Annotated in this window: 13 protein-coding genes; 7 read left to right on the forward strand and 6 right to left on the reverse strand. The window is 41.0% G+C overall.

The window, feature by feature from the left end; genetic code table 11:
* Positions 1-2: 2 nt before the first annotated feature.
* Complete coding sequence (locus IPZ59_RS05440) at positions 3-1,031, reverse strand: rod shape-determining protein (protein WP_236138867.1); 1,029 nt, start codon at positions 1,029-1,031, stop codon at positions 3-5.
* A complete protein-coding gene (locus IPZ59_RS05445; protein ID WP_236138868.1) occupies positions 1,031-1,225 on the reverse strand; it encodes a hypothetical protein in 195 nt (64 codons plus the stop codon). Before IPZ59_RS05445 ends, IPZ59_RS05440 begins: the two co-directional genes overlap by 1 nt.
* 20 nt (positions 1,226-1,245) lie before the next feature.
* Between IPZ59_RS05445 and IPZ59_RS05450 the strand changes: the two genes are divergently transcribed.
* The 4 genes from IPZ59_RS05450 (at position 1,246) to IPZ59_RS05465 (ending at position 6,344) form a co-directional block, all read left to right on the forward strand.
* Positions 1,246-1,716, forward strand: a complete 471-nt coding sequence (locus tag IPZ59_RS05450; protein WP_236138869.1) for a ribosome maturation factor RimP — start codon at positions 1,246-1,248, stop codon at positions 1,714-1,716.
* 5 nt (positions 1,717-1,721) lie between these two features.
* On the forward strand, positions 1,722-2,966 hold the full coding sequence (gene nusA, locus IPZ59_RS05455) for a transcription termination factor NusA (RefSeq protein ID WP_236138870.1): 1,245 nt from the start codon (positions 1,722-1,724) through the stop codon (positions 2,964-2,966).
* 65 nt (positions 2,967-3,031) lie between these two features.
* Positions 3,032-6,094, forward strand: coding sequence for a translation initiation factor IF-2 (gene infB / locus IPZ59_RS05460; RefSeq protein WP_236138871.1), 3,063 nt, complete (start codon positions 3,032-3,034; stop codon positions 6,092-6,094).
* A gap of 58 nt (positions 6,095-6,152) precedes the next feature.
* Positions 6,153-6,344 (forward strand): hypothetical protein, encoded by a 192-nt coding sequence (locus IPZ59_RS05465; protein WP_236138872.1) that lies wholly within the window; start codon positions 6,153-6,155, stop codon positions 6,342-6,344.
* 169 nt (positions 6,345-6,513) lie between these two features.
* Here IPZ59_RS05465 and IPZ59_RS05470 read toward each other — a convergent pair whose 3' ends face one another.
* From IPZ59_RS05470 to IPZ59_RS05480, 3 genes are all read right to left on the reverse strand, one after another.
* The gene (locus tag IPZ59_RS05470) at positions 6,514-7,470 is read right to left on the reverse strand and encodes a fatty acid desaturase family protein (RefSeq protein ID WP_236138873.1); all 957 of its coding nucleotides are present in this window, start codon (positions 7,468-7,470) and stop codon (positions 6,514-6,516) included.
* A 268-nt stretch (positions 7,471-7,738) separates the two neighbouring features.
* On the reverse strand, positions 7,739-7,924 hold the full coding sequence (locus tag IPZ59_RS05475; protein WP_236138874.1) for a hypothetical protein: 186 nt from the start codon (positions 7,922-7,924) through the stop codon (positions 7,739-7,741).
* A gap of 160 nt (positions 7,925-8,084) precedes the next feature.
* A complete protein-coding gene (locus IPZ59_RS05480) occupies positions 8,085-9,254 on the reverse strand; it encodes a DUF4221 family protein (RefSeq protein WP_236138875.1) in 1,170 nt (389 codons plus the stop codon).
* 339 nt (positions 9,255-9,593) lie between these two features.
* On the opposite strand from IPZ59_RS05480, the gene IPZ59_RS05485 reads away from it, so the two are divergent.
* From IPZ59_RS05485 to IPZ59_RS05495, 3 genes are all read left to right on the forward strand, one after another.
* Entirely contained in the window at positions 9,594-10,139 is a 546-nt protein-coding gene (locus IPZ59_RS05485) for a hypothetical protein (RefSeq protein WP_236138876.1), read from the forward strand.
* 277 nt (positions 10,140-10,416) lie between these two features.
* On the forward strand, positions 10,417-11,340 hold the full coding sequence (locus IPZ59_RS05490; protein WP_236138877.1) for a transporter: 924 nt from the start codon (positions 10,417-10,419) through the stop codon (positions 11,338-11,340).
* Between the two features lie 12 nt (positions 11,341-11,352).
* Entirely contained in the window at positions 11,353-12,894 is a 1,542-nt protein-coding gene (locus IPZ59_RS05495; RefSeq protein WP_236138878.1) for a phosphatase PAP2 family protein, read from the forward strand.
* A 55-nt stretch (positions 12,895-12,949) separates the two neighbouring features.
* Here the strand turns inward: IPZ59_RS05495 and IPZ59_RS05500 are convergent, their stop codons facing one another.
* A complete protein-coding gene (locus IPZ59_RS05500; RefSeq protein ID WP_236138879.1) occupies positions 12,950-14,584 on the reverse strand; it encodes a carbon starvation CstA family protein in 1,635 nt (544 codons plus the stop codon).
* Positions 14,585-14,778: the final 194 nt, after the last annotated feature.

The following is a 14,778-nucleotide window of genomic DNA, read 5'->3' on the forward strand; positions in this document are numbered from 1 at the left end:
CATCAAGTCATCAAAACTGTTTTAAAGTTATAGATATTTTTTAAGGCAGTTCCTGTGCCCCTCACCACTGCTCTCAGTGGATCTTCAGCGATATGGATCGGCAATTTTGTTTTTTGATGTAATCGTTTGTCTAGACCCTTCAAAAGTGCGCCACCACCAGTCAGGTGGATTCCATTATCATAAATATCAGCTGATAACTCTGGAGGTGCAATTTCTAGAGCTTTCAATACAGCTTCTTCTATTTTGGACACAGACTTATCGAGTGCAAAGGCGATTTCGGAGTATGATACCTTAATTACTTTAGGGATACCTGTCATCAAATCACGTCCCCTGATTTCATAGTCTTCAGGGGCATCGTCCAATTCCGTTAGTGCAGAACCGATAGCGATTTTGACTTTTTCGGCAGAGCGCTCTCCAATTAAGAGGTTGTGTTGTCTACGCATGTAATCTAATATGTCCTTGGTGAAGGTATCTCCAGCTACTCGTATGGATTGATCAGCGACGATACCTGAAAGTGCAATCAAGGCAATTTCAGTCGTACCCCCACCAATATCAACGATCATGGATCCCATCGGCTTCTCAATATCGATACCAATACCTATTGCCGCAGCAATCGGTTCATAGATCATGTACACTTCTTTTGCACCGGCATGCTCGGCAGAATCCCGAACAGCTCTCTTTTCAACTTCTGTAATTCCTGAAGGTATACAGATAACCATGCGATGAGATTTTGGAAACATGCCTTTGTTATGACCAGGAATCATTTTGATCATTCCTCTGATCATTTGTTCGGCAGCGTAGAAGTCAGCAATCACTCCATCTTTCAATGGACGGATAGTTTTGATGTTTTCATGCGTTTTCTCGTGCATGTTCATCGCATCTCTTCCAACAGCCAGAACCCGATTGGTGGATCGGTCGATGGCAATGATGGAAGGCTCGTCTACAACTATTTTGTCTTTATGTATAATCAACGTATTGGCTGTACCTAAATCTATGGCTATGTCGCTTGAAAAAAAGTCAAATAAACCCATTATGTTTCTAAATTTTGAATTGTTGTCGGCACTAATTTAGCACTTAAAATACCAAATATTCCCTGTGGGTCGGCAAAATTATTATCTAATTCCCAATTTCTTACAAGAATGCTGTTTTTTTTTGTGGGAATATTTTTCTTACCTTTGTGGAGTAATATCCGAATGCGTGAGGGGACAAGAGTCCCCTCTTTCATTTGATAGGATTATAGCAAGTATGAATGTTAAGCAAAGTATAGAAGAAATCGTATTGAAGCATCTACCCGATGACACACACTTTATTGTAGATGTGCAAGTTGTAGAAAAATCTTCTAAAACGGCCGTTAAAATCTTGATTGATGCTGATCAGGGATTGAATATAGATACCTGTGCGATTGTCAGTAGGGCTGTGGGTGAGGAGATAGAAGCTAAAGAGTTGCTAAGCGACGCTTACATATTGGAAGTTTCCTCTCCGGGATTGGATTTCCCTTTGAACTCCAAACGTCAGTATGTGAAGAATGTCGGACGGTCACTCAAGATAACCTTACAGGACGACAAAGAAATCCAAGGCGAATTGCTGTCTGTTGATTCATATGGCCTCCAGTTGATGGTCAAACAAAAAGAGAAAGGCAAAAAAGCAGTGGAAGAGGAAAAGAATCTTCCATTTGAGCAAATAAAAAAATCAATTGTATTAGTCTCATTTAAATAAGAAAGATGGATGCTAAAGTTCTAATAGATTCCTTTGCAGAGTTTGCAAGATCTAAAAATGTGGATCGACCTACCATGATCCGTATTCTGGAAGATGTCTTCAGAGCGATGATTCGCAAGAAGTATGAGAACGATGAAAACTTTGATGTTACCATCAATGCTGACAAAGGAGACTTGGAAATTCTAAGGATTCGTGAAATAGTCGATGATAACTCGGAAGATATCTGGGATTTGGATAAAATTTCACTCACGGAGGCTAGACAAATTGAGCCTGATTTTGAAGTAGGTGAAGAAGTTTACGAAAAAATTGAGCTGGAAGCTTTCGGAAGAAGAGCTGTTCAGATGGCTAGACAGACCCTGATTCAAAGAATCAAAGACTTAGAGAAGGATTTGTTGTTCAATCAATATGAAGAATTGGTAGGAGAAATCATTTCTGCCGAGGTTTATCAAGTATTAGGCCGTGAGGTCTTATTGATCGATGGCGAAGGGAATGAATTAATTCTCCCAAAATCAGAGCAAATATCCAAAGACAGATTTAGAAAAGGAGATAGTGCCCGTGCCATTGTACACAAAGTGGAGATGGTCAACGGTAATCCTAAGATTATTCTTTCCAGAACTTCTCCGATTTTCTTAGAGCGTTTGTTTGAAAACGAAGTCCCAGAAGTGTTTGACGGGTTGATTACCATCAAAAAGATTGTACGGGAGCCTGGCGAAAGAGCCAAGGTAGCTGTAGAGTCTTATGATGATAGAATTGATCCGGTAGGTGCTTGCGTGGGTATGAAAGGAAGCAGAATTCACGCAATTGTCCGTGAACTGCAGAATGAAAATATCGATGTAATCAACTATACTGAAAACCTGGATTTGTATGTGCAACGTGCATTGAGTCCAGCTAAAGTCACTTCAATTACAGTTGACAAGGACAAGCAACGAATCTCTGTTTACTTGAAACCAGATCAAGTATCCATGGCTATTGGCAAGGGAGGATTCAATATTCGACTAGCTTCAAGGTTGGTGGGTTATGAAATTGATGTCTTCAGAGAATTAAACGAGCAAGAAGACGAGGATGTAGATTTGGAAGAATTTGCAGATGAAATTGAGCACTGGATCATTGACGAATTTAAGAAAACAGGTTTAGACACTGCAAAGAGTGTATTGACCTTGACAAAAGAAGATTTGTTGAGAAGAACTGAGCTTGAAGAGGAGACTATTGAGGAGGTCTTTAGAATCCTCAGACAGGAATTTGAACAGTAATAAAAAAATATTACCCAATTATTGGGTTATATTTGTCAAAAATTAAGAGAGAGAGTTTTTAGCGTATGTCAGAAGATAAAACTATGCGATTGGGCCAAGTAGCCAGAAAACTCAATGTGGGAATATCCACATTGGTAGATTCTTTGGCTAAAAAGGGCTTCGATGTAGAAAACAACCCGAATTCTAAAATCAACGTGGAGCAGTTTAGCATGTTGGCCAAGGAATTCAAATCTTCCGCGATGGAGAAGGAAGAAGCTTCTCATTTACACATTGGTAAGCGTCATCACGAGAATTTTACCATTGAAGCGGAATCAGAGGCTAAGGAAGAGAAAAAACCTGATCCCATCCCTGAACCAAAACCAGCGTCTCAGCCGGTTCCTGTTGCCAGTGCGCCAAAAGAGGCAAAAGCCGAAGAGCCTGAAAAGGAAAAAGTGAGCGCTGAAGCGCCCAAACTTCAAGGCATTAAGGTATTGGGCAAAATTGATTTGAATCCAAAAAAAGAGCCAGCTCCTGCGCCAAAAGCAGAGAAGCCTCAGGAAAAAAAGCCAGAACCGCCAAAACCGGTTCCTGCACCTGAAGCGGTAAAGCCGGCACCTGCTCCTGTACAACAACCAAAACCAAGCCCAGCTCCTGAAGAAAAAACTGCTCCTTCAGAAGCGAAATCGGCACCTCAACCTCAGGCTGTGAAGCCTCAGACCCCTGACACACACGCAAAAGAAACTCCTTCGAAACCTGCTGCTGTTCCCCCTAAAAGCCCGACCCCTGCCAAGGCAGAGCAAGCTGCTCCAAAGGGACCAGTAAAACCGGTTATTGAACAGAAAACAGCTCCCGAGGCACCTGCAGCGGAAGAAGTTGTGCCGACTGAGCTCATTTCAGCAAAAGCAGATGCTTTGAAAGGTCTGACCGTTTTAGGTAAAATTCAATTACCTGACGATCGTTCCAAGAAAAAAGGTGGGAAACCTGTAGCGTCTTCTGATGAGAGGAACAAAGACAATAAGAAAAAAAGACCTCGTAAGAGAATAGATAATAAAAAACCAGGACAAGGAGACCGTCCGGCTACTGCTGGAGGAGATGCTACTAAGCCTGCTCAAGGTCCTGGACAAAGACCAGCTCAAGGATCAGGCCCAAGACCTGGCCAAGGCGGTGGAGGCTCAAGACCTGGGGACCGTAGACCTGCCCAAGGAGGTAGAGGGGGGCAAAGACCTGCGCAAAATACTAACCGTGTTCAAAAAGCAGAGCCTACCCAAAAAGAAATCCAAGATCAGATCAAGCAAACCCTTGCAAGATTGCAAGGTGGAGGTAAATCTGGAGGTAAATCCAAGAGAAGAGATAAGCGTGCCGAGCGTCAACGCGAGGAGATGGAGGGAGAAGAGGAAAGTAAAATCTTAAGAGTAACCGAATTTATCTCTGCCAATGACTTAGCATCTTTTATGGATGTCTCTGTTAATGAGGTGATTTCTACTTGTTTATCTCTTGGAATGTTTATTTCTATTAATCAACGTTTGGATGCGGAAGCAATCACTATCATCTCTGATGAATTTGGATATGAAGTCGAGTTTGCCAAGCCTGACGAAGAGAATGACGAAGTTGAGCATATCGATACAGAAGACCAACTGGTTCACAGAGCCCCTATCGTTACGATCATGGGTCACGTGGATCATGGTAAAACTTCCTTGCTTGATTATATCAGACGATCAAAAGTTACAGCTGATGAAGCAGGGGGAATTACCCAGCATATCGGTGCTTACGATGTAACAACTACCAATGGTGATAAAATCGCCTTCTTGGATACGCCTGGTCACGAAGCCTTTACGGCGATGCGTGCCCGTGGTGCTAAAATCACAGACGTTGCAATTATTGTAATTGCCGCAGATGATAGCATCATGCCTCAAACCAAGGAAGCCATCAACCACGCGCAAGTAGCGGGTGTTCCGATGATCTTCGCCATCAATAAAGTAGATAAGCCAAATGCCAATCCTGAAAAAATTAAGGAAGAGTTAGCCAACATGAACTTGTTGGTGGAAGATTGGGGTGGTAAATACCAGTCTCAAGATATCTCCGCCAAAACGGGATTGGGTGTAGATGAATTACTAGAAAAAGTATTATTGGAAGCAGAAATTCTTGAATTGACTGCAAATCCTGATAAAAATGCATCCGGTACAGTGATTGAAGCCTCTCTAGATAAAGGTAGAGGATATGTGGCCACTGTAATGGTTCAAGCCGGTACACTCAAAATCGGAGATGTATTATTGGCAGGTCCTCACTATGGTAAAGTAAAGGCCATGTTTGATCACAAAGGTAAACGCATGAAGGAAGCTGGCCCATCTACACCTGTCCAGGTGCTTGGATTGGGTGGTGCACCTCAGGCGGGTGATACTTTCAAGGTTTATGATAATGAACGTGAAGCAAGAGATATCGCCAACTCGAGAGAACAAATCTTAAGAGAACAGTCTCTACGTACCAAGAAACACATTACGTTGGATGAAATTGGTCGTCGTTTGGCTATCGGATCGTTCAAAGAATTGAATATTATCATCAAAGGTGATGTGGATGGTTCTGTTGAAGCACTTTCAGACTCCTTGCTTAAGCTTTCCAAAGCAGAAGTTTCTGTAAATATCATCCATAAAGCAGTGGGTCAAATTTCAGAATCTGACGTCTTGTTGGCTTCCGCATCGGATGCGATCATCATTGGTTTCAACGTTCGTCCTTCTTCTAATGCGAAGAAACTAGCCGAAAATGAGGAAATTGAAATCAGACACTACTCTATCATCTATGATGCTATCAACCAAATTAAGGATGCTATCGAAGGTATGTTAGAGCCTGAATTTGAGGAAATCATCACAGGTAACGTACAAGTTAGAGAGGTATTCAAAATATCAAAGATTGGTACAGTAGCTGGTTCCTACGTGACGGATGGATATGTAACTCGTAAAAATAAAATCAGAATCATTCGTGATGGTATTGTAATTCATGATGGTGAGATTGATCAGCTAAAACGATTCAAAGACGATGTCTCCGAAGTGAAAGCTGGCTACGAATGCGGTATCTCTATTAAAAACTTCAACAATATTCAGATTGATGATATCATTGAAGGCTACATGATGCAGGAAATCAAAAAGAAAAAATAAAGATTAGTATAAAAGGAGCCTTGGGGCTCCTTTTTTTATGTTCTTTTTTACTTCAGTAATGGCAGAAGCAATCAGATGGTTTTGTTTGTTAATTGTTGGATGGAGTCTAGCATCCATTATTGCAGGACTATATAAGCCTGTTTTGGTACTCTGGTTTTTGGATCGGATGAATAGGCTCAAGGTTCTCAAAGTCTATGGCACCGTTTCTTTGTTGGCTTTGATAGCTTGGCTTTTGTTTGGATTGCTATAACCGATGAAATCTTGCTAACCGAAGCCCTCACAGTTTAGCGGTATAGTATATAGGCTCCGAAATGCAGACAAGGTAAGGGGTAGTCAAATGGTGGACGTGAAAAAACGGTGTGGTTCATTTCTAAAACACACCGGAGTATTAGAGAAGTCTTTTTTGGAGAAGACTTGATTTAACTGCCCATTTTTTTCAAAAAGCCTGCATGTGATTTCAATGCAGAAGCAAAAGATTTATTTTCAATGTAAGGTACATTGAATTCTTCAGCGGTCTCTTTGACTATAGACGAAATTGCAGGATAATGTACGTGGCAGATATTTGGGAACAGGTGGTGTTCGATCTGAAAATTTAAGCCACCGAATAAAAATCCTGCAAGCCAGCTTTCCCTTGCAAAATTTGCGGTAGTACGCATTTGGTGTACTGCCCAAGAGTCGTGAATCTCCGTTTCATTTTCTGGTTTAGGCATATCAGTTTCATTCACCAAATGAGCTAATTGAAATACATTTCCAATCAAGGTGCCTTCGGCCAAGTGCATGACCAATAGCAATAATAATACTAGGTACCATGGAAGATTAATTACTACTAGTGGAATAACTAGGAAAAAAATATAGTAAATCGCCTTGTATGCAAATAGCTCAATGTACTCAGCTCGAGATGGTTTTTCGTCTTCTCTTCTGAGAGATGCATCAAAAAACTTCATATAATCTTTCCTGTAAAACCAAGAAACAGAAGCTAAGGAATAGAGAAAAAAAGCATAGATATGCTGGTACTTGTGGATCCGCTTTTTAGGTTCATCTTCGTGTATTCGGATTATTCCAGGAGCTACTTGAAGATCGGCGTCGTGACCGATAATGTTGGTATAGGTATGGTGGATTTTGTTGTGGGTCATTTTCCACACATATACATTTGCTCCTATCAAATTAAAGAGAATACCCAGTGCTTTATTCGTTTCGGAAGATTTGGAATAAGCTCCATGTAGAGCGTCATGGCAGATATTGAAGCCAATCAGTCCCATGGTTAATCCCAAGCCTATCGCGATCATCATGTGATATATCAGAGATACTTCGGCAAATAATAATGCAACATAAAGACCAACCCAAAGAGTCAAAATTCCTATTGTTTTGGCTATCATACGCCAATCAGCTTTCTTGGAAATTTTGTTTTGTTCGAAGTATACGTTTGTTCTTACTCGCACTGTCTCGAGAAACTTTGAATTGTCATGATCCTCAAATTTTATTGCTTTGCTCATAATGACTTTTTGCCTTAAATGCAGGCTTTAATGATTAACACTAAAAAAATTATCAAATTACAGATCCTAATTCCGTACGTATTTAGCAACCGCAAATAACAATATCCCCCATAATGTAGGTTGGCGTATTTATAAAGGGGAGAAGTTTTATTTAATATAATTGGAGTTCAGCCAATAAGGAGTCCATTGCTTGCCTATTGATATTCAATTTGGTAGCAAGTTTTTGGAACATAGTTTCTTTTTCTCCCTCCTCGAATACAAAATCAGCATCATTTAAAACAGGAAATCTCCACTTTAACATGATTTTTTGCTCTCTCCAACTTCTGACAATATTCATAGACTAGTTATTTGTTTGTTGTAAACTGAGATTTTTATTTATCTCAGGACACCAGTTTGAAAATGTCATGGATATGTTAAAAAGTGTAAATTCAGGCCCAAAATCATCCTTGTGAAAAGCTTTGGAGATCCTACATACTATAAACGTGGAAAGGTTCTTTTTAATTCATTTTGAGCGATTTAAATCCAGAGCTTGAAAATAATGGCCCATAGTTAATTCGGATAAAGCCTAGATCATCTTCTAGATTTATATACATCCAAAGCATACCATCTCTAGTAAAATGCTTGGGTATGCCTGTTTTCGAGAGTTCTGGGATTTCCTGATCCAGTAAATGGTTGAAATCTTTATCAAAAATTGAAATGTACACTATACTTGTCTCGATCTCTGGTAATAAATACCTTTCCCGCTCTTTTTCTCCATACTGAATAGATGCAGCTAATCGTATGTAGTGCTTATTCTTTGAATCAAAAATGAGCGGGCCATAAGTCATCTGATTCCGATAATTTTTCAATGCTTTTTTCCGGTCTTCTATAGAATTTATCAAATCTCCCGCTGTCGTAGGAGTGACTTTTGAAGGTAAGAGAGGAGAGTCATAATAAATGGATACCAATGAATCGTTTGCAGGATATAGCACATGAAATTCATTAGCATATTCATGGGAAACGATGATGTGGTCCTCGGTACTGTTGATGTGAACTCTCGGGTCCCATTTGTTATAGTTTGTTAAGTCACCTAGCGTATAAGTTTTGTAATTTTCTTGAGGGTCTATGTTGTAGGATTTGATGGTTTTACTAGCGCTATCAAGCTGCCGTAAGGTGACTGAATTGGCAAAATCATGGACGACGATAGCAAAAACTTGTTGAGGGAAGTTGGGGTTGACTACTTGATAAAACACACGTTCTTCTGGAAGAATCTTGCCATTTTCTATGGTGCTAGCGTTCCAATCGAATCTATGCTGCAATTTGCCATGCAGATTGTAGATTCCAGCACGTTCACCACCTAGGAAGAGCGCTTGATTGGAAGCAACTTTGATATCGGAAGTCCAAAATCCTGTGCCATCGGGGCCTTCCACTTCAAAAGGGATGATGTTTTCAAGTGTTAAGTTGCTGAGGTTGATTCTTTCGACTTGATTGGTTCTATCGTTGAAGTTATACAACATCCCGTCGTATTCAGAGTAATCCGAGACATATAAATCCCGCTGTAAAAATAAAATTTTATCCTTGGAGTCAATTAGTACGGTGTCTATGGTATAGGAAAGGCTTTTTTCTAGAACAGCATCTGAATTATTGGTGCAAGAAATAAGCAGTAAAATTCCCGTGAAGCAGGCCATGATACAACGTTTGACGACTTGTGGTTGTAGTTGCATTCGTGTAAGATACGGAAAAGGTCGAGGCAATGGTCTGGTTTAACTAATGTTAACGAGGGATAAGGTTGGTTTTAAATGATTACCCAAGATTTTTAATCCTTTGAGACACGAAGGGTTGAAAGTTATTCATTTCCAATAGGACTCCTCTTACTTGGGCAATGAATAATCTCAAGGCTACTTAACTATATACCTGCATTTGTTAGCCATTCAAGTTCTTGATGCTAATTGTTTGTTTGTTAAAATCCATGGCGAAATTGTGGTTTTACAAAATTTTTCCTACTTTTCATATCTACGTTCAAAATTTTGAAAAAACTCAGCGCCATATTGCTTCTTTGTTGTTTTGCATTGTATCATTTTGGGTACTATGTGGCGTATTATTCTTTCAATATTCAGATTGAAAAAAATTGGGTAGAGACCATCTATGGTGAGCAGCAGGGATATTTGCAGGAGCAAATGATGGAAATCCCTCTTTCTTTGCCTTACATGGCGGATGAGGAGCAGTTTAGATCAACCAATACCGTATTTGAAAAAGATGGGCAACTCTATCGAGCGATCAAACAACGGTATACCAAAGATACCCTTCAGGTAATCTATGTGCCCGATACAGCTAAATCTAATCTGCAATCCACCATCAAACAGTGGGTAAATTCATTGGTTCAGGATGATTTGCCGGATGGAAGTTCAAATTCGCTGCTTTCCAAATCCTTTGTGAAAGACTATCAGCCAACTGAAATATATAAGTTGACAGCACCTGTTCAACTGAAAGAGTTAATATCAACAATAGGGTTCATTTTTTCGACTTACGACGTTCAATTTCTCAATATCCATACGCCACCTCCGGAAGAATAATTTTTTGTTCCGACGCTTTGATAATTTTATACATGGCCAGTAGGCCTATGTCTATCCTCGTATGCGGGTATTTAGACGATGATTTCAAAGCAAGCATTTTCTTTTAGAGGTATTTCAAACCAACAGATTTTCGAAAAGACTAATCAGAGGCTTTCGCCAGATGTTCTTGCAATTTCCTAATTGCTCATGAATTCATCTATCACTGAGACCTCATAGCTGCTTTGTTGGAAAAGGTTTTGATCATTCTCTAGCATCTTATTAACTAAACCTATGTATCATGAATCAATTTTACCGGTCGGTCTTCATACTGACATGTTTATATATGAGTTGTATTTCCCCTTCATTTGCTCAAATGCCCTTCGACGAAATCATGATGCCCAAAGGGGAATTATGTGTAGCGGTAGTGGGTGAACACAGTACCTGGAACCGCTATTGGGAAGGAGATTATTTCCGTGGAAATGCTAATATCGGCACATTTACCAGAAAAATGTTGATGCCTATGGTCGCCATGGGCATTTCAAAAAAGGTGAACATCATTGCCAGTCTTCCCTACATTCACACGGAAGCATCCGGTGGTACTCAAGTAGGACAAAATGGGCTGCAAGACTTGAGTGTGTCCATCAAAGTGGACTGGCTGCAACATCAATTGGGATCTGGAAGAATACTTTTTCTTAGCAATACCCATGTGAGCACGCCTGTAGGTTCATATTTGTCAGATTATATGCCTTTTAGCATCGGTGCAGGAGCCCCTGAAATAGGAATGCGTGCGATCACAGGCTATAAAATGGACAATGGACTGGTGGTTCGCTTGGCTGCTGCCTATCTCTGGAGAGGTCAAACCGAAATCGAACGGAATTTTTACTACCAAGATGGAGCAGTGTATTCCTCATTTATGAAGGTGCCCAATGCTGTGAATATTCATGCAGCCATTGGGTACTGGACCCTTGATAACCGATTGCGGTTGGAAGCCACTTTTATGAGTATGGATTGTCTGACAGGTGATGATATTCGGTCTTACAACCGTCCACAGCCCACCAATAAAATGGAAGTTAGTCAGGTGGGTTTTTGGGCTCAATATTACATCAAAGCTGATCGCGGTTTTGGGGCAATTGCTTATGTCAACCAGACTATTTCTGGAAGAAATGTGGGAAAAGCCGGCACCATAGGATTGGGACTAACCTATCAATTTAAAGCATTTTAATTTTGCATCTCCATGAAAAAATCTATAAAAAAATGTACCCTATTATTGATGGTTGTAGGGTGTCTTTCATCATGCCTTGAAGAAACTCCCCGTCACTTGGATTTTGAGTCCTATGAATTTAGCAGCATCGATGAAGATGGAGGCACATGGTCAACTATTTTGGTAACCGATCCTTCTCAAATCCAACTGGAGGCTCCTGAACCCACGAGTGCTACTTCTTATCAGCGGGAACTAATTGAAGTGAAAAATCTTATAAGCAGCTTATCGAGTGCTGATAGGCGAGCTATTTCGTATTGGACGAGCAATCCTGTTATTCGTTGGAATGAGATCGCCTTGGAGATGGCTGCTAAATATAACCTCATACCTGGCCCTAATGCAGATGGTACCTACACCTTGCCAACTCCAGCGAATCCGGTTGGTCCCCCTGCCTTTCCCTTTGCGCATCCCCCTTACACCAGTAGGATGCTGGCATACTTAAGTGCAGCTCAATACGATGGGTTGATTCTCGCATGGAAATACAAGTTTCAGTACAATCGCATGGGCCCATCTCATCAAGATGTATCCATTAGACTAGCTTATCCTGAAAATGGCTTGCCAGCATACCCTTCGCATGGAGCAGTTGTGGCTAAGGTTTCTAAAGAGATTTTAACCCTTATGTTTCCTTTAGAGGCTCAGGTCTTGGAAAATCACTTTCAGGAGCATATGCAGAGTATGCTTCAGGCAGGAATTAATGTCGCAAGTGATCTGGAAGCTGGAGTGTATTTGGGTGATGAAGTAGTCAAATTAGCGAAAATGCGGGCTTCAACAGATGGCATGGCACGCGCTCAAGCACCCAAGCCAGTATCTGATTCAATCGCCAATGCCGCTTTTGAGCGTTTTGGATGGAATTGGCAAAACACCGAAGTGCCTCAGCGCCCTGTTGGTCTTACGCCATTGTTTGGCCAAGTAAAGATGTGGCATATTCCAACGGTGGAAGAAGTAAGGTCTCCGCCACCTCCAGCGATTGGCTCACCTGAGTTTGAAGCAGATGCCCGCGAGTTGGAGCGATTTGCCAGACACATGACCTTAGATCAACGAAGAATTGCCAACTGGTGGGAAGATGGCCTTGGCTCCTATACTCCACCGGGCCACTGGAATAAATTTGCCAAGCTTTCCATAGTCCAAGAAAAATTGAATCCACTTCGAGCGGCTCGTGTTTTTGCTTACATGAATACAGCCATCATGGATGCAGGGGTTGCTTGTTGGGATACCAAGTATTATTATCACTACCCAAGACCTGTAGAAACGATCAAAAACTTTCGAACTATTCTGGGAACGCCTAATTTTCCTGCATATACCTCTGGTCATAGTACATTTTCAGCTGCTGGGGCTGAGGTCTTAGCTTATTTTTTCCCAACGCAAGCTAACCAATTTAGGGTTTGGGCGGAAGAAGCTGCCATGTCACGCTTGTACGGTGGGATTCATTACAGATTTGATGCCGTAGAAGGGACTATTCAAGGAAAGAATGTAGGAAAATATGCCGTCAACAGGGCGAAATCAGATGGAGTGGACTAACTATTTTATCAATTATAGGGATTTTTGGTAGCCTGAGAGTATTCTCAGGCTTTTTTTACTTTACCAATTCCGTTGTTTTCAACTCTTTTCTTAGACTCCTCGACGCCAAGGTAATCAGGGCAATGGAGAGCAAAAAAAGCAAACTCGCAATGATAGCCAAGACATACACCTCTGCCTGAAAATTCTTCCACGCAAATAATCCTAAGGAAGTCAGTGTGACCGTAAACATAAAAAACATGGGAATGGTCACAAAGGTAGCGTTTACTTTTTGGCGGATTAGCCATACTGCGATGGTTAATAAGGCAAGTGCCGCCAATAACTGATTGGCAGAACCAAAGATCGGCCATAAAGTGCTGAAACTGCCCGATGCCAAGAGCATGATCGACAAAATCACCACAATGGAGGTAGATAGGTACCTATTTTGAGAAATTTTTAGTGCCGTGGGGCTTTTGATATCATCAAAATACTCTTGTAAGGTAAACCGTGCCAATCGGGTACAGGTATCCAAGGTAGTTAAAGCGAAGGCAGAAACCGTTAAGGCTACAAAGCCTACTGCAAAACTTTCAGGAATCCCCATAGAGGCAATCATAGCCCCTAACCCACTCGCAAACAGAGGGACTGGGCCTTCCTGACCCAAGCGCTCCAAGTATTCTGAGCGACTCAATACAATTACCGCACCTACCGAAATAATGGCTAGGAAGGATTCAATCAGCATTCCACCAAACCCTACCACTTTTGCATCACTTTCCTTATCCAATTGCTTGGAGGTAGTACCTGAGGCTACTAGGGAATGAAAGCCCGAAATGGCTCCGCAGGCGATCGTCACAAATAACACTGGAAAAAGATACCCAAGGTTGTCCGCAGTGACATACACTTCGGTACTCATAGTGATTGTTGGATTGGCGATGAACACACCCACCACAGCTGCTAGAATCAATCCATACAACAAAAAGCTGTTCAAATAATCTCTGGGTTGGAGTAGCATAGATACCGGCGTGACAGAAGCGATGAATGCATAGCCTAAAAGAATATACACCCAAGTTTGATAGCTCAATTCAAAGGGTAGCTGCATCCCTAGATACACAAAATAATACATCAAGATGACTCCAATTACGGAAATTACAACAAAGGCCTGTTTGCTGTTGCCGAAAAGTCGGTTGACAAAACCAAAACTGACGGCTAATACGATAAACAAGATGGAAGCTGAAGCCACCCCAGCATTGCTGACGAAGGTCTTGGCTATGATATCTGCAAATACTCCGATGATCAGAATCAGTGTAGAAAAGCTAAAAAGAATAAAGAGTTGTTTCCCTTTTTTCCCGATGTTATTTTGAATGATGACTCCAATTGATTTCCCTTGATTGCGTAAGGAGGCTGCCAAACTACCCAAATCATGTACTGCCCCAAAGAAAATTCCACCGACTAATATCCAGATAACTGCAGGTACCCAGCCAAACGTAACTGCAATGATTGGACCTACGATAGGGCCAGCACCAGCAATTGACGCAAAATGATGTCCAAGGACTACAATGGGTTTACTTGGCACATAGTCAATCCCATCTTCGTAAGTATGTGCTGGAGAGGGTCTATCATCGTTGAGTTTAAATTTTTTATAGACATATTTCCCGTAGGTAAAATAAGCAATGAGTAAGATGATTCCAGAAATCACTAGTAAGGTGCTGAGAGCCATATGGATCAAAGGGGTTGATTTTCAGCTAAAATTGTGAAAATAATAATCAAAATCCCTCACAAATCCAGAATTTTTTTCGTGAGTAGATCAAAGGAAGATGTTCAATTTATTTCATGAAATAATTCATTCACGATCAAAGTCAGGACTGTGAATGTCTGGATTTTGATTTCTCTTTTTTTGAAGAAAAGAGGACA

Source organism: Mongoliitalea daihaiensis (assembly GCF_021596945.1).
Classification (GTDB): domain Bacteria; phylum Bacteroidota; class Bacteroidia; order Cytophagales; family Cyclobacteriaceae; genus Mongoliitalea; species Mongoliitalea daihaiensis.

What these genes read in the sequence shown, in the direction of transcription:
- IPZ59_RS05465 (WP_236138872.1), top strand. Translation starts at nt 6,153, where the DNA reads ATGGCAGAAGCAATCAGATGGTTTTGTTTGTTAATTGTTGGATGGAGT.
- IPZ59_RS05500 (WP_236138879.1), bottom strand. Translation starts at nt 14,584, where the DNA reads ATGGCTCTCAGCACCTTACTAGTGATTTCTGGAATCATCTTACTCATT.
- IPZ59_RS05475 (WP_236138874.1), bottom strand. Translation starts at nt 7,924, where the DNA reads ATGAATATTGTCAGAAGTTGGAGAGAGCAAAAAATCATGTTAAAGTGG.
- infB (WP_236138871.1), top strand. Translation starts at nt 3,032, where the DNA reads ATGTCAGAAGATAAAACTATGCGATTGGGCCAAGTAGCCAGAAAACTC.
- IPZ59_RS05470 (WP_236138873.1), bottom strand. Translation starts at nt 7,470, where the DNA reads ATGATAGCCAAAACAATAGGAATTTTGACTCTTTGGGTTGGTCTTTAT.
- nusA (WP_236138870.1), top strand. Translation starts at nt 1,722, where the DNA reads ATGGATGCTAAAGTTCTAATAGATTCCTTTGCAGAGTTTGCAAGATCT.
- IPZ59_RS05490 (WP_236138877.1), top strand. Translation starts at nt 10,417, where the DNA reads ATGAATCAATTTTACCGGTCGGTCTTCATACTGACATGTTTATATATG.
- IPZ59_RS05450 (WP_236138869.1), top strand. Translation starts at nt 1,246, where the DNA reads ATGAATGTTAAGCAAAGTATAGAAGAAATCGTATTGAAGCATCTACCC.
- IPZ59_RS05445 (WP_236138868.1), bottom strand. Translation starts at nt 1,225, where the DNA reads ATGAAAGAGGGGACTCTTGTCCCCTCACGCATTCGGATATTACTCCAC.
- IPZ59_RS05480 (WP_236138875.1), bottom strand. Translation starts at nt 9,254, where the DNA reads ATGGCCTGCTTCACGGGAATTTTACTGCTTATTTCTTGCACCAATAAT.
- IPZ59_RS05440 (WP_236138867.1), bottom strand. Translation starts at nt 1,031, where the DNA reads ATGGGTTTATTTGACTTTTTTTCAAGCGACATAGCCATAGATTTAGGT.
- IPZ59_RS05495 (WP_236138878.1), top strand. Translation starts at nt 11,353, where the DNA reads ATGAAAAAATCTATAAAAAAATGTACCCTATTATTGATGGTTGTAGGG.